General features: G+C 50.1%; 22 protein-coding genes. 2 read left to right on the top strand and 20 right to left on the bottom strand.

Annotated features, from left to right (window positions below; genetic code table 11):
- Window positions 1–8 precede the first annotated feature (8 nt).
- From endOF3 to FPG75_RS25965, 16 genes are all read right to left on the bottom strand, one after another.
- Complete coding sequence (gene endOF3 / locus FPG75_RS05485) at window positions 9–962, bottom strand: endo-beta-N-acetylglucosaminidase F3 (protein WP_143305694.1); 954 nt, start codon at window positions 960–962, stop codon at window positions 9–11.
- 136 nt (window positions 963–1,098) lie between these two features.
- Window positions 1,099–2,637 (bottom strand): RagB/SusD family nutrient uptake outer membrane protein, encoded by a 1,539-nt coding sequence (locus tag FPG75_RS05480; RefSeq protein ID WP_143305693.1) that lies wholly within the window; start codon window positions 2,635–2,637, stop codon window positions 1,099–1,101.
- A 22-nt stretch (window positions 2,638–2,659) separates the two neighbouring features.
- Window positions 2,660–5,983: a TonB-dependent receptor gene (locus FPG75_RS05475; protein ID WP_161596678.1), complete on the bottom strand. Its 3,324-nt coding sequence runs from the start codon at window positions 5,981–5,983 to the stop codon at window positions 2,660–2,662.
- A 111-nt stretch (window positions 5,984–6,094) separates the two neighbouring features.
- Entirely contained in the window at window positions 6,095–7,114 is a 1,020-nt protein-coding gene (locus FPG75_RS05470) for a FecR family protein (protein ID WP_143305689.1), read from the bottom strand.
- Window positions 7,115–7,185: 71 nt separating this feature from the next.
- Window positions 7,186–7,746: an RNA polymerase sigma-70 factor gene (locus FPG75_RS05465; RefSeq protein WP_143305687.1), complete on the bottom strand. Its 561-nt coding sequence runs from the start codon at window positions 7,744–7,746 to the stop codon at window positions 7,186–7,188.
- Window positions 7,747–7,934: 188 nt separating this feature from the next.
- Window positions 7,935–8,510 (bottom strand): hypothetical protein, encoded by a 576-nt coding sequence (locus FPG75_RS05460; protein ID WP_143305685.1) that lies wholly within the window; start codon window positions 8,508–8,510, stop codon window positions 7,935–7,937.
- Window positions 8,511–8,533: 23 nt separating this feature from the next.
- Window positions 8,534–9,238, bottom strand: a complete 705-nt coding sequence (locus FPG75_RS05455) for a DUF2461 domain-containing protein (RefSeq protein ID WP_143305683.1) — start codon at window positions 9,236–9,238, stop codon at window positions 8,534–8,536.
- 35 nt (window positions 9,239–9,273) lie between these two features.
- Complete coding sequence (locus FPG75_RS05450) at window positions 9,274–9,663, bottom strand: VOC family protein (protein WP_143305681.1); 390 nt, start codon at window positions 9,661–9,663, stop codon at window positions 9,274–9,276.
- A gap of 40 nt (window positions 9,664–9,703) precedes the next feature.
- Window positions 9,704–10,015, bottom strand: coding sequence for a hypothetical protein (locus FPG75_RS05445; RefSeq protein ID WP_143305679.1), 312 nt, complete (start codon window positions 10,013–10,015; stop codon window positions 9,704–9,706).
- A 332-nt stretch (window positions 10,016–10,347) separates the two neighbouring features.
- Window positions 10,348–10,785 carry an SMI1/KNR4 family protein gene (locus FPG75_RS05440; RefSeq protein WP_143305677.1) on the bottom strand — a complete coding sequence of 146 codons (438 nt, stop codon included), beginning with the start codon at window positions 10,783–10,785 and terminating at the stop codon, window positions 10,348–10,350.
- Window positions 10,786–10,801: 16 nt separating this feature from the next.
- Window positions 10,802–14,911, bottom strand: a complete 4,110-nt coding sequence (locus tag FPG75_RS05435; protein WP_143305675.1) for an RHS repeat-associated core domain-containing protein — start codon at window positions 14,909–14,911, stop codon at window positions 10,802–10,804.
- Between the two features lie 138 nt (window positions 14,912–15,049).
- On the bottom strand, window positions 15,050–15,655 hold the full coding sequence (locus FPG75_RS05430) for a hypothetical protein (protein ID WP_143305674.1): 606 nt from the start codon (window positions 15,653–15,655) through the stop codon (window positions 15,050–15,052).
- Between the two features lie 71 nt (window positions 15,656–15,726).
- Complete coding sequence (locus FPG75_RS05425; protein ID WP_143305672.1) at window positions 15,727–17,007, bottom strand: TCR/Tet family MFS transporter; 1,281 nt, start codon at window positions 17,005–17,007, stop codon at window positions 15,727–15,729.
- Window positions 17,008–17,229: 222 nt separating this feature from the next.
- Window positions 17,230–18,039, bottom strand: coding sequence for a hypothetical protein (locus FPG75_RS05420; protein ID WP_143305670.1), 810 nt, complete (start codon window positions 18,037–18,039; stop codon window positions 17,230–17,232).
- A gap of 1 nt (window position 18,040) precedes the next feature.
- Window positions 18,041–19,270 carry an MFS transporter gene (locus FPG75_RS05415; RefSeq protein WP_143305669.1) on the bottom strand — a complete coding sequence of 410 codons (1,230 nt, stop codon included), beginning with the start codon at window positions 19,268–19,270 and terminating at the stop codon, window positions 18,041–18,043.
- 153 nt (window positions 19,271–19,423) lie between these two features.
- Window positions 19,424–19,600, bottom strand: coding sequence for a class I lanthipeptide (locus FPG75_RS25965; protein WP_161596677.1), 177 nt, complete (start codon window positions 19,598–19,600; stop codon window positions 19,424–19,426).
- Between the two features lie 273 nt (window positions 19,601–19,873).
- Between FPG75_RS25965 and FPG75_RS05410 the strand changes: the two genes are divergently transcribed.
- Window positions 19,874–20,062 carry a hypothetical protein gene (locus tag FPG75_RS05410; RefSeq protein ID WP_143305667.1) on the top strand — a complete coding sequence of 63 codons (189 nt, stop codon included), beginning with the start codon at window positions 19,874–19,876 and terminating at the stop codon, window positions 20,060–20,062.
- A gap of 59 nt (window positions 20,063–20,121) precedes the next feature.
- On the opposite strand, the gene FPG75_RS05405 is transcribed toward FPG75_RS05410, so the two are convergent.
- Genes FPG75_RS05405 through FPG75_RS05395 form a run of 4 tightly spaced genes read right to left on the bottom strand, consistent with a single transcriptional unit; the run spans window position 20,122 to window position 24,152 of the window.
- Window positions 20,122–20,955 carry an AraC family transcriptional regulator gene (locus FPG75_RS05405; RefSeq protein WP_143305665.1) on the bottom strand — a complete coding sequence of 278 codons (834 nt, stop codon included), beginning with the start codon at window positions 20,953–20,955 and terminating at the stop codon, window positions 20,122–20,124.
- A gap of 19 nt (window positions 20,956–20,974) precedes the next feature.
- Window positions 20,975–21,478 (bottom strand): GNAT family N-acetyltransferase, encoded by a 504-nt coding sequence (locus FPG75_RS05400; protein ID WP_143305663.1) that lies wholly within the window; start codon window positions 21,476–21,478, stop codon window positions 20,975–20,977.
- 36 nt (window positions 21,479–21,514) lie between these two features.
- Entirely contained in the window at window positions 21,515–21,682 is a 168-nt protein-coding gene (locus FPG75_RS25960; RefSeq protein ID WP_161596676.1) for a hypothetical protein, read from the bottom strand.
- A gap of 34 nt (window positions 21,683–21,716) precedes the next feature.
- Window positions 21,717–24,152, bottom strand: a complete 2,436-nt coding sequence (locus FPG75_RS05395) for an outer membrane beta-barrel protein (RefSeq protein WP_143305661.1) — start codon at window positions 24,150–24,152, stop codon at window positions 21,717–21,719.
- 169 nt (window positions 24,153–24,321) lie between these two features.
- Between FPG75_RS05395 and FPG75_RS05390 the strand changes: the two genes are divergently transcribed.
- Window positions 24,322–25,356, top strand: coding sequence for a sensor histidine kinase (locus FPG75_RS05390; protein WP_143305659.1), 1,035 nt, complete (start codon window positions 24,322–24,324; stop codon window positions 25,354–25,356).

Here is a 25,356-nt window from a genome sequence, read left to right as displayed (position 1 = left end):
TCTCTTTTTTAGAATGATTTGGTAGCGCGCTTCACGGCCTCTGCATAAGGCACATTGGAGTTGTAGGTGTAGATCATCATACCACCTTTCTTGCCCTGCACAGGTATCCACTTAGCCGTAACGATATCATTGTTCAGGTTAGTACCACCTTCTGCGTAAGCGCCGAACACCACCCGGTTAGCAGGTATCTTGTTCGTATTCACCACATAGTTCATAGAGAGGCGCAAACTGCTGGTATCGCGGTTGTAGGACTGTAGAGATACATAGTTGAACTTGCTGCCGTAATTGCTCAGGATAGGGTTCCAGGCATATATGTCGATACCGGAAGCGATCTGCAATTGTTTAGTGGTGCCGGCGCCGAAATATTTGGTGAAAGCGCCTATCACCGCCAGGTATTGCGCATTGGCTGCCATCCCGCCATACCAGCCATAATAACCGGTAGCATTATATCCCGGGAATTTCGGGACGGGATTGGGCGCCGTACCGGAATGCTCTACATCGAGGCTGATACCATCCAGCTGTAAACGGTCTATCAGCAAGGATTTCAGCGTATCGGCAAAAGCGCTGGCAGAAGCGAAACCGCCCGGGTTGTTCGTTTGCCAGCTGGCATCGTCATCGATGTTCTGCAACACTTTGATACCACGCGCCTGCAATTGTCTGATCTGTGCGTAGAGATCCTGGTAAGAAGTAAAGCTACCCATCATACCCGTGCCCGCAGCCAGTTGCGTGGTATCCTGCAAGCTCCAGTACTTCAGTCCGAAGAGGATCACCATATCCACGCTGTCGGGCATGTTCTTCAGCTTGAAACCAGGGTTTCTTCCATCAGTAATGTAGTAAGCGATACAGACCTGCGAGCCCACCATTTCGGTGTTCGCTTTTTTGGGCGCCTCCGCTGTTTGCGGAGTGGTCAATGTTTTCTGGCAGGCAGCCAGACCCAATAGTAGTAGTGCACCTGCAGGCATGAAGAAGGAGGCAATCAGAAAAATTTACGGATTTATTGATTTACGGATTTACGGATTTAATTGAAGCGGAGATAAGCAATGCCCTCTCCGCTTCAATTAAATCCGTAAATCCGTAAATCAATAAATCCGTAAATCCTTAATACCCGGGGTTCTGCACCAGTACGGGCGCGTTGCGGTCTATCTCGGTTTGGGGGATAGGCCAGAAGGCGTAAGCGGGGAGGTAACTTGTTTTGATGTTAGGATATAAAGGATTTTGCACGAAGCCATTTAATTTCTGTTCGGCGATGCCCCATCTTCTGAGGTCGAAGTAGCGGAGGCCTTCCAGCGCGAACTCAACACGGCGTTCATGGCGGATGGCGGCTGTCATGGCGGATTTGGAGAGCCCCGCAGCAAGAGCTGGCATATTGGCCCTGGCACGTACCTGGTTGATGGCGGCGTATACGGAGGCATCGGGGCCGGCAGCTTCGTTCTGTGCTTCGGCATACATCAGCAGGATGTCGGCGTAGCGGAGCAATACGAAATCGCCATCGTCAACGGTGCCGTAATCAGGATCTACGAGCGAGGGGTCAAGCCATTTCTTTACGGCGTAGTAACCAAGGATCCAGGAGTCTTTACCAGGTGTGGCGATGGCCAGGTCGCCGGTGAAAGGCCAGCCCTGCGCTTTGGTATCGCCGGGGAAGAAGAAGGTCATACGCATGCGCGGGTCGCGGTTTTCGAAGGGTTTGCCTTTTACATAGACGGCGGAGGAGGCAGTATCTTTTCCATCGGCAGCTTCGTATTCATTGATGAGGTCTTGTGTGCCCAGCTCTCCTTTCCAGCGTTGCAGGTGTACGGCGAAGGCCACATCCTGGTGCAGCACATTCGGGCGCTGATATTTTACGGAGAACATGATCTCTTTGCTGGCATTCTGATCCGGCTTGTAGAAGTTAGCCATGTAGTTAGGATTGAGCATATACTTGTTGCCGGCGATGATCTGTTGGGCCAGGGCTGCGGCTTCCGGGAACTTCTTCTCAAACAGCAATACCCGCACTTTGTAGCCCATAGCGGTAGTTTTGGTAGCGTGGCCGTCGGCATAAGCTACATCAGGCAATGCGGCGATGGCTTTGTCGAGGTCAGATTCCACGAAGGCCAGCACTTCATCGCGGGTAGATTTTGCCCGGGTGGATTTAAAATCGATGGTGGAAGGATCTTCTTTAACGATGGGCACATTACCATAGAGCTGGGCGAGCCAGAAATAATTGAAGGCGCGCAGGAAATAGCCTTCGCCCTGGTATTGTGCGAGCTTGTCGCCGGAGAGCACTTTGCCTACATTGGCCAGGAATGTATTGATACCGGCAACAGCCTGATAGCTGTTAGCATAATAGCTGTAAACGAAATCGCCCGCCTGTGGCGTGATTGGCACATTGATACCACCGCCATATTTGTATTGTCCGTAAGAGTCGTCGGAGAAATTATCCCAGGAGGTAACTGTAAATTGAGAGGTGGCATAACCGCCGCTGCCGGCATAGAGGTAGCTGTAAAGCCCGGTGAGCGCGGCGTCGGCGTCGGCGGGCGTTTTCCAGAACACCTGCGACGATACGCTCGCGGGTGGCGTTACATCAAGGAAACCGCGCTTGCAGGCAGCGAATGCCAGCATCAGGACGGTCATGGTCATATAGCTGATATATCTTTTCATAACGGTGTTTTTTCAGAGATGATTAAAACTGTACGTTCACGCCAAAGGTGTAGGTTTTGATCTGCGGATAGGTTACGTAACGGCCATCACCAATACGCTCCGGATCGAGGCCGGGATACTTGCTGATGGTGAATACATTGTCGGCCGCAAAATACACCCGCAGCGATTTCATACTTGCCCTGCTGATCAGCCGCTGTGGCAGGTTGTAGCCGATCTGCACATTACGCAGGCGCAGGAAGGAAGCGTCTTTCAGGAAGTAGGTGGATGGATAGTTCTGTATCGGCTGATAGCCATCTGCCACATATATCTTGGGCATGGTAGTGCTGGGATGCTCCGGTGTCCAGCGGTTGCGCCAATCGGTAGTGGGGATAGAACCCTGACGGAAAGGCTCAATGCCCCATCCATTCACATATATCTTCTGCCCCTGTGAACCAAAAAGCTGTGCGCTCAGGTCAAAATTTTTCCAGGAGGCGCCGAGGTTGAAGGCATATTGAAAAGTGGGATATTTTCCTTTTACATAGGTGCGGTCTTTATCATCGATCACGCCATCGCCATTCACATCTTTAATTTTGATATCGCCGGGAGTGGCTGTCACCGGCTGTTTCGGCGATTTGGCAATTTCATCTGCGCTCTGGAAAATACCATCCCAGATGTACATATAATAGCCATCGAGTTCATTTCCTTCTTCGCGGATGGTATGATCGCTGATCTCTCTTTTACCGAAGTGCACGAGCTTATTCTTATAGGCCTGGAAGGTAACGCCTACATTGTAGTTAAATTCTTTGCCGATCACATCGCGGTATTGCATATTGAAATCCACGCCGGTATTGCGCACGGCGCCATTGTTGATGGTAGGCGCGCCAACGCCCAGCCACAGCGGCACCTGGGAGCTGCGGAGAATATCAAAAGTATATTTATTGAACCAGTCGCCCATGAAAGTAAGCCGGTTGTTCAGGATGGTGAAGTCCATGCCCAGGTCCACTACGCGCGTGGTTTCCCAGGTGAGATGGGGATCTACCAATGAGCCGGGTGTGAAGCCGATCACATTGTTGTTGTTGAACACATAAGAATTTTGATTGAGGGTAGATTGATAGGGATAAGTACCGATGTTCTGATTCCCCAGCTGCCCGAGTGATCCACGCAGTTTGAGGTCGTTGATCCAGGAAACGCCTTTCAGGAAATTTTCTTCCGAGATGCGCCAGCCGGCCGACAATGAATAGAACAGGCCCCAGCGGCTGTTGGAAGGCAGGCGGGAAGTACCGTCGTAGCGCAGGCTGCCGCCCAGCAGGTATTTATCTTTATAGTCGTAGTTGGCGTTAGCATAGAGCGAGCGGATGCCCCATTCGCTGGAAGTGCCGTCGTTCCATTGTCCTTCGGCGGGACCGGCATCCAGTTCCCGCAGGAGGTTGGTAGGATATTGTTTGCGGCCGGCATCGATGTTGTCGGCCTTGTTGTGCTCCTGTTGATAGCCCGCGAGTGCGGAGATGTTGTTCGGACCGAATTTTTTCTTGTAGGTCAGCTGACTGTACAACACCGTATATACGTTACCGTTATTACCCGTGGTGAAGCCGGGAGAGCCATCATCGAGGAGGCCGGCGCTGCTCATGTCGCTGAAAAAGTAGGTCTGGATCACGGGGCGGAAATCGCTGTACTTGGCATTATCATAGTTCATACCGGCGCGGTTCTCCCATTTCAGCCCGTCTATGATATCCACATCCAGCGAGAGGTTGCCTTGTGCATAGTAATCTTTTGAGCGCACACGGATATCTTCTGCTACGATTGCCACGGGATTTTTGTTACCTACTTCATTAGGATAGGCGCGTTTGATCCAGCGGCCATCGCTGGAGCGGGCCGGATATAAAGGGGATTGGGCGAGCGCGGAGAGGAACATATCGCCGGCGCCATTCTCGGGATATTTCCGGTCGGCATAGCGCATCTGTATATTGGTACCTACAGTTACCCTTTTGTTTACACGGGAAGAGAGGCCGAGGTCGAGCGTATATTTTTTGTAGTCGAAGCCGATCATTACGCCGGGCTGTGTGCTGATGCCCAGACCAAGGCTATACGTAGTATTGTCTTTCCCGCCGCTCATGTTGAGATAATGATTTTGGGTATAGGCGGTTTGGAAGATATCATCCAGCCAGTTGTGGTTGGGATATTTCGTACGGTCGGTAGCGTTACGGTAAAGGTCGATCTGCGCTTGCGTGTAAAGTGGCGCCAGTCCGGAGTTTTTGCGTGCTTCGTTAGATAGCTCCATGTATTCTGCGGAGTTGCTGATCACGCTGGGCAGCTTGGCTGCTTTGGAGATGCCGATATTATAACCATAAGACAAGGTGAAGCCGCCGGGCCTCCCCTTCTTCGTTTTCACTACGATCACGCCGTTGGCGCCGCGGGAGCCGTAGATGGCGGCGGAGGCGGCATCTTTCAGTACGGAGATCGATTCGATATCGTTAGGATTGAGGATGCTCAGGCTTCCTGGCAGTCCGTCGATGATCACCAGCGGATCATTGCCGGCGCCGCTGAAGGTGCTCACACCGCGGATGCGGAGCTGCAGGTTTTCGTTGCCTGGTTCTGCTGAGCCCTGCGTTACCTGCAGGCCGGGCAGCTGCCCTTGCAGCAGCGCTACCGGGTTGGTGACCACGCGCTTGTTCAGCTCTGTACCGGAAATAGTGGATACGGCGCTGGTGAGCTTATGTTTTTCCTGTGTGCCGTAACCTACGACCACGATCTCGTTGAGGCCTGCCACATCTTCCTTCATCACGATATTGTAGGTACCGCGATCATCTACCGGTATCTCCTGGCGAAGAAAACCTACGCCGGTGAACACCAGCACGCTGTTATCCGGCACTTGTAGCGAGAAAGCGCCTTCTACATTGGTAACAGCGCCGATGGTACCGCCTTTCACCATTACGGTGATGCCGGGCAAGGGCGTGCCTTTTTCATTGCTTACTTTACCGTTTATTTTTTTTGTTTGGAGATGACCGGCAGATTTGCGGATGACCACCGTATTATTTTCGAGGATAACGTAATGCAGACCGGTGAGATGGGAGATGCTGTCCAGCGCCTCCTGCAGCGAAGCGGCGGGCATATGAAGACTTAACTTCGGCAGTCCTTCGATCTCGTTATTACTGTAATAGAAGGCGAATCCCGATTTCTTTTCGAGGTATTGCAATATCTTTTCTGTTTCTGCCTTGTCGAAGCGCAGGGGAAACCTGTTCTGCGAGAAGCTGGCAGCCGATGCTTCAAAGAAAAGCAGCAGGAGCAAACAGGAAAACCGGAGGGTGCGCAGCCACTTGTGGGCAAGCGGGATCAGCACAAGACTGACCTGTGATGTGTGTTGATTCATAACCTGTACGGAATTTTTAGAGCGATAAGATGATGGCTTACTAACGGGAACGGCTATCCTTGTCAGGGGAGGCGCTCCCATAACCTATTCACATGTTTGACGACATATTTGTTACTGAATAATTACGGTGTTGTCTTCGATGCGGTATTCAAATGGTGCAATTTTCTGAAGAATGTCCAATAGTTTTTCTATTGGCAGGTTATCGGCGCGACCAGATACGCGGCGTTGCGCCAGTTCGTTGTCCTGTATCAGCACTTTCATGCCGTACCAGCGTTCCAGGCGGTGCGCCAGGGCAGCCATTGTTTCATTGTGGAATACGAGGCGGTTGCTCATCCAGGCCACTTCTTCAGTAAGGGTGCTGTCGCCGCCGATCATCGACAGTGGCTGGCGTTCCACCACGATTGTTTTTTGCTGGCGGGCGGTGGCAGCAGGTGTTGCTTCCTGTTTTCGCCATACCACTTTCTGATTTGGTTTTAAAAGAATGTTGCCGGGATGCGCTTCGTCTTTCATGGTCACTTCCACCGCGCCCTTTACCACTGCGGTTTCTGCGTAGTCTTCATCATCATAGGAGCGCACATTGAACGCGGTGCCCAGCACTTTGATATCCATTTTATCTGTGTGGATGATAAATGGCTTGTCTGCCATTTGAGCGATATCAAAATAGCCTTCTCCGCTGAGATACACTTCCCGGCTGCTTTTGCTGAACTTGTCGGGATAACGCAGGCGGCTGCCGGCATTGAGCCAGATGGTGCTGCCATCGGGCAGGCGCAGCTTTGTTTTCATTCCCATTTCTGTGGCCACCTGTTTATAGTTTTTGTTGGCTTTGTAATAGAAATGGTACAATAAAAACAGTCCGGCACAGGCCAGCAATATGCATAGCGGCGCTGCTACGGCTTGCAGTCGTTTACGTGGCGGCGGCGCAGTAACTTTCTCCCCGATCCTTTCCATCAACCGGTCAGTGAGGCCGGCGCTGTGCAGCGGCTCCTTGCGAAACGACACCTGATTGACGAGGCCCGATTTCAGCCAGGCATCGGGATGTTCCACCATCATAGATTCCAGCTCGGACAGCTCCTCCGTGGAAATATCCCCGCTCCAGTATCGCGACAGCAGCTCCCAAAATCGTTGTGTCATCTCTCAATGATAATTACCAGTAATAAAAACAACTAAAAAAAGAAAAGTAATTAAGTCCTTGCAAAATTTTTTCAAGAGTGCGAGAAGGTGAGCGCTGAAGATAAAGCGGCCCATATTTTTTTGGTGGCCAGCGTCATTTGAACATTCACTGTTGCTTTGGACAGGTCGAGCAGTTGCGCTACTTCTTCATAACTGAGGCCTTCTTCTTTTACCAATATGAATATCTGGCGACAGCGTGGCGGCAAGGATTGTATCGCCTGCTGGATTTTATTCACCTGTTCTTTGCTGATCATCATTTCCTCGGGGTTGGGTGCGGCAGGCGGCTGCACCTGTATGGCCCATTCGGCCTGGCGTTCTGTGCGGCGCCCTTTGCTTTTAATGTAGTTCAGTGCGGTATTCTTCACCGCCCTGAAAAGATAGAAGCGGATATGTTCCGGCCCGGGCAATGCCGCACGCTGCTGCCATATCTTCACAAAAACATCTGATACGATCTCCTCCGCCTCCAGCTCATCCCCTGTTACGCTACAGGCGAAATAATGCAAGGCAGTACCGAAATCCCTTACCAGGAGCCGGAAAGAAGCAGTATCTCCCCCTCTTAATGCCGTGATATAATCTGGTTGATATTTGTTCATACAACGTGGTCATCTAAATTAATGATTCTTTCAACACACGATGTATGGTGGATTCACCCTTAATGGTAGTAAATTAACTTGGATTTGCGGATTTATGGATTTGCGGATTTTCGGATTTAATTGAAGCGGAGAGGGCATTGTTTATCTCCGCTTCAATTAAATCCGTAAATCCGTAAATCAATAAATCGTCAATATTTTTTTGTTTTCTCAAGTAGGTTGCTGATGATGTCCAGGCATTCGCTCAGGCGGGTATAACAGATGCTGCCATCGAGGGCCAGGTCTTTTTTGGTGACTTCATTGCCATCCAGAAAGGCTTCCAGGTGCGAGAGGTAGCGAGGTTCGCTGCCGTATAGCACGTTGTAGATCTCTTCGTTCAGTTTATCTCCTTCGCTTCGTATATCCTTGTTCGTTAGGTCGGTCACATTGCGCATACTTTCCATCACGGTGGTCATGCGGTTCTTCAGGGATTCGAGGCCCTCGGGGTCTTTTTTGCCTTTCGTGATGTTGCTGCGGAAAACGCTGTCGGCCAGCTTCTTCCTCGTTTTTATATAGGCGCCCAGCTCCTGTTTCAGCATGCCCAGCGCCTGGCTCAGGTCTGCCGCTTTTTCCGGCTTGAAATACTTATCGTAATCACTGGCCACATGCCTGGCCCAGGCCACCATGGCTGGCGTAACATCGGTTACCGAAGCCACGGAATTTTGTGCCATGGCAGGAAAAGAAAAGGATAATACCAACAACAGGATAGCGATTCTACGGGAGATCATGATGTAGATTTTTTTATTCAGATTTATATAGACAGGCCGTTCTCGTCGGTGCTGAGCACATCGCTCATGTAATCCAGGAACGGGCGCATGGCTTCGAAAGTGCGGTTCATTTCTTTCATAAAACCGGCGTCGAGCACTTCTTTATCGGTAAAGGTTCTGATGAGCAGGAACTGTTTGTAGCGCAGCAGGTCGATGGCTTCATGGCCCGCATCGAAGCCTTTGGGCGCGGTTTTCAGCTGCTCGCCCTGCAAGACGCCGAATGTTTTCCTGAAGCTAGCGCTGTTCAGTATCTTGCGTAAAGGCGCCGGATCGAAGGCGATATCTTCCCGGATACGTTTGATATCTTCTGCATTGGGATTCCAGAATCCGCCGCCCACAAAGGTTTTGTTGCCGGGCTGTATCTGGAAATAATATCCGCCACGGCGGAATTTAGTGGCGCGCCGGAAGCCGCCGCTCCAATGAGTTTTATAGGGTGTTTTATCTTTCGAGAAACGGGTGTCGCGGTAAATGCGTTGCAGGCTCTGTTTTCCCGAAGGCGTTTCTATCACATCATGCGCGGAAAGCATGGACAGCAGGCCTTCTGCAAAGGTTTCCATTTGTTCCAGCTCCAGCAGGTAGCGGTCTTTATGTTCGTTGAACCATTCGCGGTTGTTGTGTTCACTGAGTTGTTCCAGGAATTTTAAATTCGACGCTTGTAACTGTGGCGTTTCCGTTTGACGCTTTGCCATGACTGTTAAATTATCCTGCGAATGTATTATAAATATCAGAGATGTGGATCATGTGTTTTCACCCACCAGCTGTTGCCGAAGGGGTCTTTGAAGCCGCCGCTGCGTCCGCGGGGGTTGTTTTGTACAGGCTGTAATGAAGTAGCGCCGGCGGCCAGCGCTTTTTCATATACGGCGTCGGCGTCATCTACAAATACGAAACAGCCGCCGGTACAGGTTTGCAGCTCGTCTACCGCGCCGGAGAACATGATCACGCTCCGGCCGATGGCTACTTCGGCATGGGCTACCGTGTGCTCATCTCTCATAAAACACATCTTTTCAGTAGCGCCGAAAACGGTTTGCATGAAACGGATGAAGCCTTTGGCATCGCGCATAACGAGGTAAGGCATCACTTGTTGATATTCTTCCGGGAAAGCGGGTATTTTCATGGTAAATAACTTTATTATCTTGCCGGATCGTTAGAAAATATTATTCCTGAAATACCTTGAGATCATCGCGGTAAGCGAGTTTATACAGATGAACAATTTGCTGTATGATCCGCTCCCTCTCTTCATCCGATATCTTGTTACCATTGTCCCATTGCTGGATGGTATTTGGATGGATGAGTGCATACCGGGCAGATACGTCGCAGAACAAGGCTTTATCATTTTCCTGAAAGAACAGCGCCTCTCCCCTGGCTATTATTAGCAGGCCATAGTGGTTACCATTTTCGTTAAAGCGGTGTACGCCTTCTATGTTGGCTTTTAGTTGTTGCAGTTGTGCGATATCTTCCTTGTTCATAGCTATTGATGACTAAGGGCATTTAATATGCCGCGTTCTTCATCGCGTTACATTTTTATTTTTGCCATGCAGGCGTATCTGGTTCAAACACTATTTTTGAATTTTCAACTCTTGCTTTTATCCCCATTGTTTTAAGCGACTTCATTCCTTTAGGCCGGTCATAGAATTCTTTCAATTGGGCGGCTGCATTCTCAGATGAAATTTCAATTACGCTGTTAAGATTTCATGGCTGATAAATGTTCTTTCTTTTTCATGATTGATGTATAGATCAACTAACTTTTGAATGCTGTCAACATTCACTCCGGCTTCGTTTATCGAAGCGATGAGTTTTTTCACCATTCTGCAAAGTTATCTTCGATAAACTGCCCGAAGGATGCGGACAATACTTGTTTTTCTTCAGTATCATAATCAAACAATACCACTTCGCCAGTAGGCTCTATAGCAATCGGGTTGCCGGAGCCATCATCTGCAATTACAATGCTATCGTTAATTTCAGGGAACAGGTTGGCATCATTGAAAAGTTTGCGACCGCGATCTGTCAGCTCTACTACAGTTTCATTTCCAACCGACGAACCGTTGACGAAAGCATGTACGGCTATTCCTGCATAAGCACCTCCGAAATGCTGAATAAAGTCTTTATAGTCTTCACTCATTTTTACGTTGAGGTCTTTTTCAGCATTGTCTATTTGTTCTGCGGTGGCTGGTTTTCCCTTTAATGTAGGATTCTTCTCAAAAAAGGAACTCAGTCTCGCTATTAGCTCTTGCTTCATATAAATGGCTATTTTTTTAATGACAGGTAATACCTCTTGCTTTCAATTCTGTTTCCGCCCTGCTCTTCCAATATTCTTGTTTCCACTTGTTAAAGGCATCTCGTTGGCTTGCTGTCAGGCCTCCGCCTTTTTTCTTTCCAAATGGGTGTTGTCCGGGATTGACGTGCGGTTTGTCGTGGTGTTTCCCTGGCAGCGCCACTATTGGGCCGTTAGGGTTCTGTTTATAGTGATGCAATACAATTGTGTTTCCTTGTTTGTCTACACCGGACAAACCAAAGCCTTTTCCTTTCAACGCATTATCATTCGCGTAATATAACGCTTTCAGCTGATCATCACTCATGTGGCTGATATCCGTATATCCGCTTACGTCGAGTGTAAACCCTGTGCTATCCGTAAATGATATTGGATTGGAACTCAGCCCAAACTCATCTATCCAACTATTGGGATCATGCACATAGGCATAAACATTCAAACCTCCTTGTATTGCAATCGGGTCCTGACTAATATATACCCCCTCATCCGGATCATAATACCTGAACCTGTTATAGTACAAACCTGTCTCTACATCTTCATACTGTCCCTGATAACGGAAAGGCACCAGTTCGCGGTCGCCACTCAATTTACGCACCTTGCCATAAATATCCAACTCACAGCTCCATACGAGCTCGCCACTTTCATCATAGGCCTCCGCAGGTGTACCGAGATGATCGGTGATGATGGAGTACTGTTTGCCGCCAATGATCTTGGCAGCCGGCGTAAAAGCATCGTCTTCAAACACCCAGGTGGCGAGCGTTTCCGGCGGCACCGGTTCGGGGTGACTGGATCGCAGACTGCCCATATCATCCATCGTGATCACGGGCTTGTCGGAGAGCGGGTAATGCCATTCATGTAGCGGCACGTTGCCATCCCACACAAAGCGCGTCAGGCGGCCTTTGTAGCGCTTTGATATTCTCCTGCCTAGCGCATCATATTCAAAAGCGATCACCTGACGGTCTGGACGGGTCACTTGTTTGAGCATGCCGTTGCCATACCATTCGTATTCCCATATGCCGACGCCGGCAGGCATCGTATATACGATCTTCTTCAGCAGCTTACCCTCTTCGTCGTATTGGTAACGCGCATCGGCAGATTCCTGCAAACGTCCGCCAGCACTGTATTTGCGATCATTCCTTGCAGATGTTTTATACAGGTTACCGGCTTTATCCGGCAGGCGGTAATCATATTGTCCATCTTCATATTGCGCCCAGGCGAGGTTACCTACTTCATCATAGCCAAACTTCGTGCTGCCATGTTGTACCTGATTGATAAATTGTTTGAGCCTTTGGTTGGCATCCCAATGATACTGACGGCTGCGGGTGGTGCGGCTACCGCGCTGCACCGTGTGCGACAAGGGATTGCCTGCGGCGTCATAAGCCCAGCTGCTTTTCACGCCACCGGGTAGTGTCCGTTCTATTTCGAGGCCCATCATATTCCGCAGGATGTGCGCGGTCCATGTGCCGGCATCCGCCGTGTTAGCGGCTTCTACGCCGGTGACCCATCCCGTCTTGCTGCGCTGCATGCGGATGGCCGCGCCCAAACTGCTCTGGATACCGATGCAACGGCCATCATCGTCATAGCTGCGTTCCACGATGTGCCCATCCTGCCATTCCTGTATAATGCGGCCATTCGTATCGCGGGTGAAGGTGACGCTGCTGTGTTCATTTTCTGCCGCTATCAGCTGGCCATTGCGGTTGTAGCTGTATAGTTCCCAGCTGCCATCATGATGAGCGGCGCGGGTAATGCTGCCATTGGCATCGTATTCATATTCGGTCCATCGCTGGCCGGGACGGTGTATGCGCGTCACCTTACCGCTGCTGTCCCGCTCATAGGTACGGGTGATACCGTCGAAGCCTGTTTCCTGGATGATATCACCACAAGCATTGCGGCGGAAGGCATAGCGCTCGCCATGTTCATTGATAACAGCCGTAAGCTGTTCTGCTGAATTATAATTGAAGTGTATCTTGTTACCATTTTCCGTTCTTGTTTTAAGACTGCCCAACGGCGTATAGTCGAAACGGATATCATAGTGGCGGTCAGTCATGCGCAGCACTTCTTCATAAGCATTGTAATGCAGCTGTATGTGGTTGTTGTCTGGTAACTTCACTTCTGTTACGCGGCCCAGCGCATCGTAGCGGAATAACTGCTCCCGTCCCATCAGGTTGCGGCTGGCAGTGCAATGCCCCCAGGCATCGTATTGCCAGGAGGCCACGCCGCCATCCGGCAGCGTGAGCGTTTGCAGGTTATGATCTTCATCATAAGTGAAGCGGGTAAGGTTTTCCTGTTCATCTTCTATCGCTGATACCAGGTGCTGCTCATTGTAACGGAAGATCTGTATGCGGCCATTGGCGGCCGTAACGGTGTGCAGCAGGCCGGTGTCTTTATAATAAACGTTCGTGCGACTGGCGCCTTCCGGATCGCTTGCCAGCACCAGCCGCTGCTGCGCATCATAGGCGAATGTATATTCCGTTCCATCAGGTTGTACTATAGCGGTGGTGTTGCCATCTTCATCGTACGTATAGCCGTTCACGTTACCTTCCGGATCGATCACACGATAGATCTCCATATGTGCTGTATACTCAAAGAACGTGGAGTGGCCCATCGGGTCTTTGATCTGGTGCACTACAAAATCAGGAGTATAGTAGTAGGTGGTGGTGGCGCCGAGAGAGTCAGTCACGAGATTATATCCTTCGCGGGGATGATAACTGATGCGCCCTTCCAGCAGGCCGCCGTCGCCCCAGGTGTGGATGCAGCGCTGGTGGCTGTCGTACTCCCAGTAGAACGATTGCCCGTTGCGGTCTTTTTTGGTTACCATGAGATGGTCACGGTACTGCATATACGTTGTTTGCCCCAGCGCATCGGTGATCTCTGCCAGATCGCCGGCATCGTTATAGGCATAGCGCACGAGGGTTTGTTGCTGGCCGCGGTGATGCGCGGTCACGGCCGTTATCCTGCCTTCCGTGTCTGTGCTAATATGCAGGTGGCGGCCTGCGCTGTCGATGATGCGCAGCAGCCGCGCATGGCTGCCATAGTGCAAGGATACCAGGAAACCCGCCTGGTCGCGGATGGCTACCAGCCGGAACTCCCGGCTGCCTTGTAATTTGCGGAATGTATAATCTTGTTGGTTGCTATAGTCGTGCAGTTCAAATTCATCAGCAGCTGTGCGCGTGAGACGCAGGTGCTCATGACGGTTGTAGTCACTTTCGCCGTTGAATAAGAGTGGATCAAATACAGCACTGCGGCCATCTCCCAGCAATACAACGGTGGCCTCGTCTTCCGGCGATTCATATACACGCATATCATAACTCAGGTGCGTACCATGGCCGAGCAAGCCCTGGAAGCGGCTATCGCTGTTCCAGGAGCGTTCCCATTTCAAAGGAATGGGGCCTGGCAGTTCAAAATCGACACCATCGTATATCATGATGCCCTGCACCAGGTCTACCGGCTCAAAGCCTTTCTTGCAAAGGAATTTACTCAGTTTGTTACTGCCCAGTTTATTTTTGAGCGCCTTGTTAAATTTGGTCATGGCTTTTTTTCCCGCCTTGCCTAAACCTTTCATGAGCGCGCCAAATCCGTACGACATGATCAGGTTCATCAGCACGCCGGCCCAATCAGGAACGAAAGGACCGCCAACCATCACGGGTTTGCCGAAAGATACCGGGATGGAGTAAGATGTAGGGAGATATAAACTGGGGATGGGAATGAATTTCTTGCCTGGCTGCAAGGATAGTGGTATCCCGATATCATTACAGGTCATCAGCATATGGCCGGCAGGGCTCATGAGGTTCCCTTCCACTTTCACTTTCTTGCTACCAAAAAAATTAACGGAATCATGCCCGATCATCGGCGCCAGCAGGAAAGGCCCGCCCATCGGGATATGGAAAAGAATGATGATCCTGCCATTGGTATCGCTCTTGCCGCACGGCACGTGATTGACTTTCGTAGAAGCGCCGATGAACGGCACATAATCCATAGGATCTACCACCAGCCCGATATACGGATGTGGCAATGGTATGGGAAAACCAAACAGGATAACAATATGTATGTCCAAACCTATGACCGGCGTAAAGTGTTTGTTGGTGACCAGCATACGGGATTAATTTTTTCAATAAAGACAGAAAGGGTAACAAAATTCCAGTATCCCAATGTAAGGAAAATTTTGAATAAAAAATTGCGCTGGTCTCCTCTGGGGAGCCAGCGCAATCGAACATTTTCTTTTGACGAAATATTAGTCTACCAGTAAATAAAGTGTGTTCAGGTAATCTTTTTGGTCGTCTTCATTCAGCACACCGGATTTCCGGTAAGTGTCGAGTATCCGTACGATCTGTATCCTGGTGTCGGAAGGAATATCATCGTTATGATGTTTCACTACCCGCTTGATCTCCGTATGAAAATTGGTGATCGATTTTTTACGCGGTGCGATGCTGGCCATAGAGGTCAGATAACCCCATCTCCCATTCCATTGATTGTATTGCGGGAAAGAAGACAGGAACAGCGACACATAAAAATTAGCTTTCTTGTTCTTTGTGGCGGCTACAAAAAAATCGAAAATATGCCTGCGCGGGCGGAGGCTATATCGCTTCATCATATTTCCCAAAGCGGAAATGATATTACATAAAAGGTTTGTATTTTTTTCGTAGGCCCTGCCAATCTCCACTAATTTCTCTGCCAATACGTCATCTGCCAGCAAAGATACATAGGCGCTGGATACGGCTTCTCTGGGAATTTTTTCAAAGGCGGCAACGAGTGTTTCCAGCTCTTCCTCAGAGTACATATTCCATTGATACAGTTTGTCCTTTATCTCTGTCGTTAATGTAGTAGCTTTTGTTTTCATATACTGTTTTTGTCGTTGATAGAAAGTAAAGCACCTACATTATCCAAAAATGATGCCTTGATGAAAAGCCATTAATGCATAATAGTCTCATTCACGCTACCACTTCCTTCAATCACTTTCGCCAGTTCGGGGCTTTGTTTCTTCTCCCTGTTCAGCACTTTGCTGATGATGATAATGCTCAACATCATGCAGGTAGCGCCGATGAGGAAGTGTATGCCCGGAAAATGGAATGGCGCTTTCGCAGAAGTGAAATAAGCAAAGGTGCCGTTCATCAGCAGCGGGCCAAAGATAGTGGTGAGGCTCATCAGGCTGGTGAGCGCACCTTGCAGCTCGCCTTGCTGGTTGGCAGGTACATGGCCGGAGATCACGGATTGCAGTGAAGGGCCGCACAAACCGCCGAGGCAATACGGCACCAGGAAAGCGAACATCATCCAGCCCTGCGTGGCAAATGCAAAGAGCACGAGACCCAATGTGTACAAGGAAAGGCCGAGATAGATACTTTTCTCATTGCCGAGCTTTGGTGTAATCACCCTCGTAAGGCCCGCCTGTACAGCGCCTACGAGCACGCCCACTACCGCCAGCGAGATGCCCACCATTTTCTCGCTCCAGTTGAAACGATAGATGGTGAAGAAGTTCCAGTTACCTTGTACGGATTGTGCACCGAGATAGATCAGGAAAAACGCAAAGGCGAGCCCGCCAATCTCGGGGTGCTTTGCCAGGAACTTGAGCGAGCCGAAAGCGTTGGCACGCTTCCAATCAAAGGGACGACGGTTTTCTTTGCTGAGCGATTCCGGCAGCAGGAAATAACCATACGCACAGTTGAGCAGGCACAAGGCAGCGGCGGCATAAAAAGGCGCACGGATGCCCCATTGCGCCAACAGCGCGCCCAGTGCGGGTCCCAGCACAAAGCCAAGACCGAAGGCCGCACCGATCAAACCAAAATTCTTGGCCTTGGATGTTTCATCGGTGCTCACATCCGCGATGTAAGCGGTGGCAGTGGTAAAGCTCGCGCCAGTGATGCCGGCGATAACGCGGCCGATGAACAGCCAGCCATAAGCAGGCGCCAATGCCAGGATGATGTAGTCGATACCGAAGCCCAGCAACGATATCAGCAGGATAGGCCTGCGGCCGTACTTGTCGCTCAGGTTGCCGATCACCGGAGCGAAGAGGAATTGCGTAATCGCAAAAACAGATAACAAAATAGCGCCGTAGGTGCTGGCCTGGTTAACCGGGATGTGTTTGAGCTGAGCAATCAGGTCGGCCATTACCGGAATGATCAGCCCCCATCCCATCACATCGATCAACAATGTGACGAAGATAAAGCCAATAGCTGCTTTTCTAGATGTTTGCATAGTGTTTATATATTGGATGGATAGACTTGGTGCTGAACCGCCCACACCAGCGGATCAGAAATTGTTAAGACGATACGGTATTAATATGCGATCAAAGATAACACTGACTTACCCGATCATGAAGCGGCTTCCGGTTAGTATCATTTCCTTCTCGGCGAAAGCAATAATTTTGTCGGTAAAAAAAGCGGAAGATATATTTTCCATCTCAGCTATGCAAGCAGTTTATGCCTGATACGCCGGAAAACTGTTGAAGAGCGCTTCCCTGCCGGCAAACTGTTGCCGGATAAAGGCCAGCAGCTCCGCTCCTGCAAAGGTAACGGTCATTTCATGAGATCCATAGATGAGCCAGCGATACGTATGATCAAAGCAAGCGGTTTCTACTTTCGTTGGGGTGAATATATTATATTCTATCTCGGTACATTCCCTGTCTTCTTCTATCTCCACCAGGTACGGCTCGCCATAGCTGCGGAGGAAAGCAGTCAATGCTGCCAGGTCTTCCTGGGTAAGGCTTTCCATCGGCAGGAACAAGGTTTCAGCAGCGCATCGTGGTTCAACGGGGTCCCAATAATCAGCGTCATAATTCCAGCGTTGTAACAATTGTTGCATCACCCTTATTTTTTCATCGCCGGTAATGCGCCGCCGGTGCGGCAATGGCGGCTCTTGCTCCAGCTCCGCTGTTGTAATGGCGCTGATGAAATGAATAAATTTGTTCTTTTCATCTTCGATCGCTGCCGCTTCGATAGCATTATACGGCGTATCGCTGAAATGCGCTGTGGCGGCGCGCGCCATCGTAATGAGCTTCTCCCGGAGCGTGTCCAGGTTGTTGAAGGCTTGCGCGGTCAGCGTTTCCACTTCCGCACGGATAGCGCCTAATATATTATAACGCGGGAAAATGTTATAGTCATTGTCAGTGTAGGTGTAGTCCGGAAAGTCCAGCCCGGTGCGCTCCTGCGCGTAGCGGATGGCCCAATAGGAATAATTCTCATCACAATAACGACGGGCGGCGGTTACCAATGCAGTGGTGTGGGTCATTTTACAAAGATAAAGTATTCACCTGCTTTCTTCCCAGTAAAAATACGCGGTACATCACCACGGCGCTGCCTACTATCAATAACAGATAGCTATACGAAAGATGTTTGCCATCGCTGGCGGGCATGGCGAATATCAATGCATAGCTCAGCATAGACACGATCACGTAACAAAGGCCGCCAGTGAGGCCTCCGGCGATCCCGGCGTTATCAGGGAATATCTGCAGGCAGAAAGTAAAATAGTTGTTGTATGTAAAGCCCGCGCCGGCATGTACCAGGAAGGCAAATACCAGGATAGTCCAGAGCTGGCCGGTCCATAAAAAGGTGAGCAGCAAGGCGCCTGCAAAAATAAATTGCAGCAGCACGTTCATGCCCATCTTCTTCAGGAATGGCCGGTTGATCATGGCCTTGCCGATAAACCCGCCCACCATCCAGGCGAAACCGAGGACCAGCGAGCAATAGCCCGTTACCACCGGCGAAAGGCCAAAGTGATGTTCAATGATAAAAGGCCCCGACATATTATATACCATCACCATGGAATAGGCCAGTCCGAGCATCACGATACCTAAAATAAAGCTGCCGGTACGGAGCATCTTCCAGTAGATGCCGATTATTTTCACCGGGTGAAAGGACGTGGTTTGTTTGATCGTTTCACCGCTGAAGAAGATCTCCAGCAACAGCAATATGGCTGCAAAGCCGCCCAGGAAATAGAAGTTGGATTCCCAACCGAAGGTCACTTCCAGGTACCCTCCGATGAAAGGCGCTACAATAGGGCCTGTAGACCATATGATCGTAAAAAAGCTCAGGTAGTGCCGCAGTTTGTCGCCGCTGTAAAGGTCCACCACAAATGCACGCTTGCTCACCACCATCGATGCGATGGTGATACCGTGCAGGATACGCATGGCATAGATCACGTAGATGCTGTGGGTGTTGGCGATCACGCCGCACGACAAACAAAAAACGAACATAGATACCAGGGCAATGCGATAGCGGCCATAACTGTCGAGCAGTCCGCCGATAAACAATTGCGATAAGCCATAGCTGATCAGGAAGAGGCTCAGCGTGAGCTGTGCCTGGCTGCTGGTGATGTTCAGGGCTTTGGTCATCCCGGGTAGGGAAGGAAGATAGATATCCGTTGCAAACCCCGACATCGGGATCATGGCAAAGGCAAGCAGTGTAGCGATTCCCGTATGGTGCTCCTTGATCCGTTTCAATTTAACAGTGCCGTTGGTCATGTTATATAAGCTGATGGTTCCGGAGCACAAAATTAGATATAAAAATTTAGGGATTTCTTGATTTACGGATTTCTTGATTTGGAGGGAAGCTGAAATTTCCATCAAATCAAGAAATCCGTAAATCAAAAAATCCCTAAATTTCAAAGTGTTGTGTTAGCAACTTTTTCGCGTGGCGCAGTAAATCATGCTGGGAGTAGGATCGCAGGGATTTTCTGTCAGCGGATCAGAAAACAGTTTGCCACCGGCTACACCATCTTGTTGTTGTGCACTCAGGTGAGCCAGCGTTTTCTTGCTCAGGCTGAGTTTGGTCAGATTGACTTTCTTTTTCATAATTGAACATTTAGAAGAACAGGTTGAAATCAACGGCAAAAAATTACAGCTAATTCCCCAGGACAGCAATCACGTAAAACCGTGATTTTACCGGCTGAAAAATCACGGTTTTCTGTGATCATCATACTGATATTTTCTGTGTATTTTCATACATCGAAATAATTACCTGTAGCAGACCATGCACCCGACACTTGTTTTCCCGTGGAAGCCCGATGGTATAAGCGCTATCCGAGTTCCCTTCATTCTTATCACTCATCTTAAAACAAATCCATTATGAGAAAAACCAGTGAGAAAAAACTGCTCCTTGGCAAACTGAAACTTGCCCGTCTCAACAGCCAGCAGCTGCATGCCGGCAAAGATGTTAGCCTGCTTGTTGTGTGCCCTACCGCACAGGCGGCAGGATGCTTTCCTACACATTACAACACCTGTGGCGATTGTGTGCCCACATTTGTGAACTGTTAAACAAAAACTAACGATTACTGGAAGAGCGCTTGCGGCAGCTGTCGCAGGCGCTTCTTTCTTCAGCCGTTTTCCAGCATGCTGAGGAGCTTGAGCGAGCGGTCCAGCTCCTGGTTGATCATCCGTGGCGTGGCGCCGGAGAACTTCCGGCAGTCGTGGATGAGATGCATCTGATCATAATACCCGCATTCATATGCGATGCTGGACAGGCTTTTGCCGCCCTGCGTTTCTATCAGTGCATGCGCCCTGGAAAAGCGGACCAGGCGGGCGAAGAGCTTGGGAGAGATGCCCAGGTATTCATTACACAGGCGTTCAAAATGCCGCGTGCTCATGCAGGCTGCTGCGGCGGCGGTGCTGATGGAGAGGTTACCATTACTTTTGATCAGTTGCAAAATGGCATGATCGAAAGGCCGCAGGTCCCTGTTTTTTTCGTATAGCCGTTGCAGTAAAAAACCTTCCACTATTTCCTGCACCGCTGAGGTGTCTTTTGCATCTTGCAGTTGCCGGCCAATTTCCCATACCTGCGGACCGAATACGAAGCCGGCATCCAGTTCCTGATTTACCAGCTCATGTACGGGAATACCGGTAAGCCGGTAAAACCCGCCAGGGTGGAAGCATACGCAGGCCGTTGCACCGTTGCGGTCGAACTGCAAGGCGCTGCTGGACAGCTGCGGACCGATGAGCGAAACAAGCGGCAGCCTGTTAAAATGTGATGCGCTATCTTTCTTCACGCGGATAGGCGCGCCCTGTAAGGTGAAATTAAGACGCATCTGCGCCGACCAGGGGAAAGTATAATTCGGGGAGATATTGACCTGCTCAAAATCTGCATACAGTATGCCGAAGGTGCTGATGAGTCCTTTCAACAGCGGGTGCGGTGAGAAATAGACAGGATGCATACCAGGATGATTGCGGTTATCAGGTTCTTTGAATCATAAAATAGGCGAAGGCGCCACGATCGGGGCGGATCAGGTCTGCCAGCCGCGTGAAGCCGGCTTTTTCCAGCACTTTTTGCGAACCGGTATTACCCGGCGCCGTTACAGCTACCACTTCATTGGTATCGCTGCGGCTGAAACAATAATGCACAAGGGCCTTGCTCACTTCCGTGGCAAGGCCCTTTCCCCAGTAGGCTTTACTGAGTATATAACCGATTTCGATCTGTGTAGGCACATCCGCGAAATGCCGCGCCAGGCACATGCCTGCAAAGGTGTTGTTGACGGCGTCGAATATGGCCCAGCGGCTGAAAGGCCCATTGCGGTAGTCTTCCAGCGACTGATGGAACAGCTCCACATATTGCTCGGGCGAGCGGTAAGGCAGATAGCGGGTTACATCTTCATCTTCAAAAAGCGTTGTGAATAAGGCTATCTCCTCCGGCAAAAATTCGCGAATGATGATGGTATTACTTTGATAAAGGATATGCATGGTTTGGCATTGCTATATCCAAATGTACAATCATTTTCATTTATCGGGAAGCCCTTCCCCGGTAGCGATCAGGCGTTGCAGGCTGTTGTTGATATACCCGGTCCAGGCGTTGCTGCAAGCGTCAAAACATTCGCTGGCCGGCATGAGGCCCAGGTGTGAAAAACGCACTTCCGTTTTGCCATTATGAACGGCTACTTTTGCCATTGGGGCATCACGCCTACATATATCCAGTTGCAGGTTAATGGCCAGGCGCTACTTTGTTCTGCGGCTGCCGCATATGTTTATCGTTGCCGCTTTGCGGCTGCTCCTCTTCCGTTGCTGCTTTCACTTTGCCGAATTTCCAATTGAAGGCAATGGAAAAAGACTGGTTATAGTACCACGAGGTAGTATTGCTGCTGAAAGACGGGCCCCATGCGGTATTGCGCTGCATAAGCCGCTGCTGGAAAGGATTGTTGACGCTCAGCGTAATGCCGGCTTGCTTGTTCCAGAACTCTTTGCGCGCGGAAAAGCGATAATTGTAATTGGCGGAGGTTTTACCCTGAAGGGTAACGTAAGCATTGCTGAAATCACCGGAGAATTGTAAGATGATATCTTTCGGCAGCTCATATGAACTATTCAGGCTCAGCTCGTAGATGGTAGCTGCATTGCGGGCATCCAGGGCTTTGCTCCTATACCATACGCGATACAATTCCGCGCCCAGGATCATTGTCCATTCATTACTGAATTGCAGCATGCTGTAGGCGTTGCCGCCGAAACTCCTGCTGGCGCCGATGTTCTGCGAGCTGGTTCTTGAAACACCGCTGCTGTCTACTGTCCGCAGCGGTTCGATGGCGTTGCTGTTCGCATGATAAAAGAGACTGCTGTTGAGGTTGAAACCGGATGGCGCCACATATGCATGCGCGAGTTCGAGCATGCGGTTGATCTCCGGCCGCAGCCCGGGGTTCCCGGAAGTGAGGTTGCGCGGATCGCTGGCATTCACATAAGGATTGAGGTCCCATATCATCGGCCGGCGGATACGCTCCGCGTAGCTCAGTTTCAGCTCGTGGATATCATTGATCTTTTTGCTGAGCAATGCACTTGTTACCAGGTTACTGAACTGCGTGTTGAACGAAGGCTGTGTGCTTTTGAAATCGGCGCCCAGACTGGTGTGCTCGAAACGCGTGCCCAGCCTTGCTCCCCAGCCCTTCGGCAATTTGAAGCGGAAGTTTATATACCCTGCCGCAATGCGCTGGTGATAGGTCATCCTGTTAGCGCGACTGGTATCTTCTGTGAGCTGATCGCTGCCCGGCGTCAGTCGGTTGTTGAAGACCGTATAGTCGCTACCGGAATTATTCTGGCTGTAACGGCCGCCTATCTCGAGCAGCTGCTTGCCTTTGCGGTCCAGTGGCTGGGTATAGTCTGCCTGGAAACTGAACTCGCGGCTGTTGCTTGTATTGGGACTGCGTTCCCGGAAGTACGACTTGCCGTTCATATCCGATTGGTTGGTCAGGTATTGCGCGCGGTCATTACCAGTGTTGTACTGGCTGATCAGTTGCAACTCTTGTTCCGGACGCTTGAATTTTTTCTGATAGTTCAGCGAGAACTCAACGAAGTTCGCTTTCCCGCCCTGGTCGCTGCTTTGATTGTATTCGTTGATGTTTTGTTTGTCCTGGTAGCGGCTATAGATCTCGGCGGCGGAAGGCCATTTCGCGGTCCAGTAAGAAACGTTGGCCCCGATCTTCTGTGAGGAGTCCGGGCGGTATTCGAGCGCCAGTTCGCTGAAGACGCCTTTGAAGCGCTGGGTTTCATCGTTGCGTTGAAAAAGGTGGCCTTCATTTGATGATGTCCTGTTCGTTGCTGATACGGTGCGCGATTTCTCCATGCTGCCTTCTACATTGAGATTGAGGCTGAACTTGCCCTGCGTGGCGTTCAGGTTACCGTTGATGGATTGTTCCAGGTTGCCGGCACTGAGATCGATGCTGCCGCCAGCGCCTTTCAATTTCTTTTTCGTGACGATGTTGATCACGCCGGCGGCGCCTTCCGCTTCATATTTGGCAGATGGCGAAGTGATGATCTCGATGGATTCGATCATGCTGGCCGGTATTGCTTTCAGGGCTTCTTTGAGGTTCTTGGCCATCATGCCCGAGGGGAGGCCGTTCAGCAATACTTTGATATTAGCGTCTCCCTTCAATCTCACCTCTCCATCCGCGCCTACTGTGATCATGGGCGCTTTGCGCAGCACGTCGGAAGCCGATCCCGACCTGTTGCCGATATCTGCGGCCGCATTATAGACCAGTTTATCGCCGCTGCTCTGGATCAGGGGCTTGCGACCGCTCACCACAATTTCCGTTAATACGCCGGTACGGGCGGAAAGGCGGATGATGCCAACATCTGCCACACCCGCCACCGGATGCACTTTGGCTGAATAAGTATGATAGCCAACATAAGAAATATGTAACAGCAGCTCCGCAGCCAGTGGCGCCTTTAATGAAAAATGTCCGCTATCATCTGTAAATCCCGTTTGTAATGCTTTGTTATCCGGTTTGGTGATCGCTACTGTTGCAAAAGAAATAGGAGATTTTGTAGCTGAATCCACCAGGGTCCCCCTGACAACCATCGTCTGGCCATAGGCGCTGGCGGCCAGCAAAAGCAGCAGGGAGATCAGCCCGGCGGGGATAGTTCTTCGATTAAGCATGTCCGTTTCCGTTGAATGAATTAAATCTTTGCAAAGAAAAACCGGGATCGGATGGGGATAAAATTTAAATGAGCAAATGCAGGAATAAGATGACCAACGCAGTTCATCATTTAATGTTTGCCGGCGGTAGGGAAATGTTGTTTCTTTGACAAGTCTAAAAAGAAGCCTGATGAGCGTAGTTGAAAAAGACAAATGGTATCACAGCAACCTGTTTGTGGAAGTGGTATTTTTTATATCGATGTACATCCTCACGATGCTGCACGAAATGATGCAGGTAGATACTTTCATCAGTATTGGTAAGGGACTGGGCTTCTTCCTGATCCTGTATGCACAGGCGCAGTTTCACCGCTTCTTTATCTTCCCCCTGCTGCTGAATAAAAAGTACCTGGCGTATGCCTTGTCCAGCCTCGTTTCCACGCTGGCGGGCACACTGATATTGTTTGCAGCGGATTACTACTACATTGAGCCGGAGCTGTACAAACAGGGCGATGCCGTACTTGGCGTCATTTATCTTTTTGGCTTGTGCATCATCAGCACCATGGCTATTCTCTCCTTCTTCCTGATCCGTAAATATTCGCTGGAATTAAAAAAGAGAAATGAAGCGCAGTTGTTGTTGAGCGAGATGAACCTGAAATTCCTGCATGCGCAGATGAATCCGCATTTCTTCTTCAATACTTTCAACAACCTGTATGGCGTAAGTCTTACCGAGCCGCAACGCGTGCCAGAGCTGATCCTGAAGCTGTCGGACCTGATGCGTTACCAGTTGGAGAACGCCCGTAAAACGGATGTCAGCATTCATGATGAGATCCACTTCATCGAAAATTATATTATCATGGAGAAGGAGCGGATCGGCAAGCGCTGCGAGATATCTTTCAGCTTCCCTGCGCTGACGGATCCTGTTTGTCAGCACAAGATTGCGCCCATGATCCTTTTTACGCTGGTGGAAAATGCGTTCAAGCACAGCCTCACCATCCTGCACAAATGGTTTGTACATATTCAGCTGGAAGTGGTGAACCATACGCTGCAATTGCATATCGTCAATTCTATTGCCGATGAATCGCTCAAACATTACTCCACGGGCATTGGCCTCGTGAATATCACTGAGCGGATGGAATTATTATATAAGGGAAGATATCATTTTGAAACGGCTGCCACTGCGCGGGAATACCAGACCAGCCTCACGTTAAAATTAAACCCATTTTGA

Source organism: Chitinophaga vietnamensis, assembly GCF_902167635.1.
GTDB classification, from domain to species: Bacteria; Bacteroidota; Bacteroidia; order Chitinophagales; family Chitinophagaceae; genus Chitinophaga; species Chitinophaga vietnamensis.
Note: the sequence above shows the minus strand (reverse complement) of the source record. Positions and strands in the feature narration are given on the sequence as shown.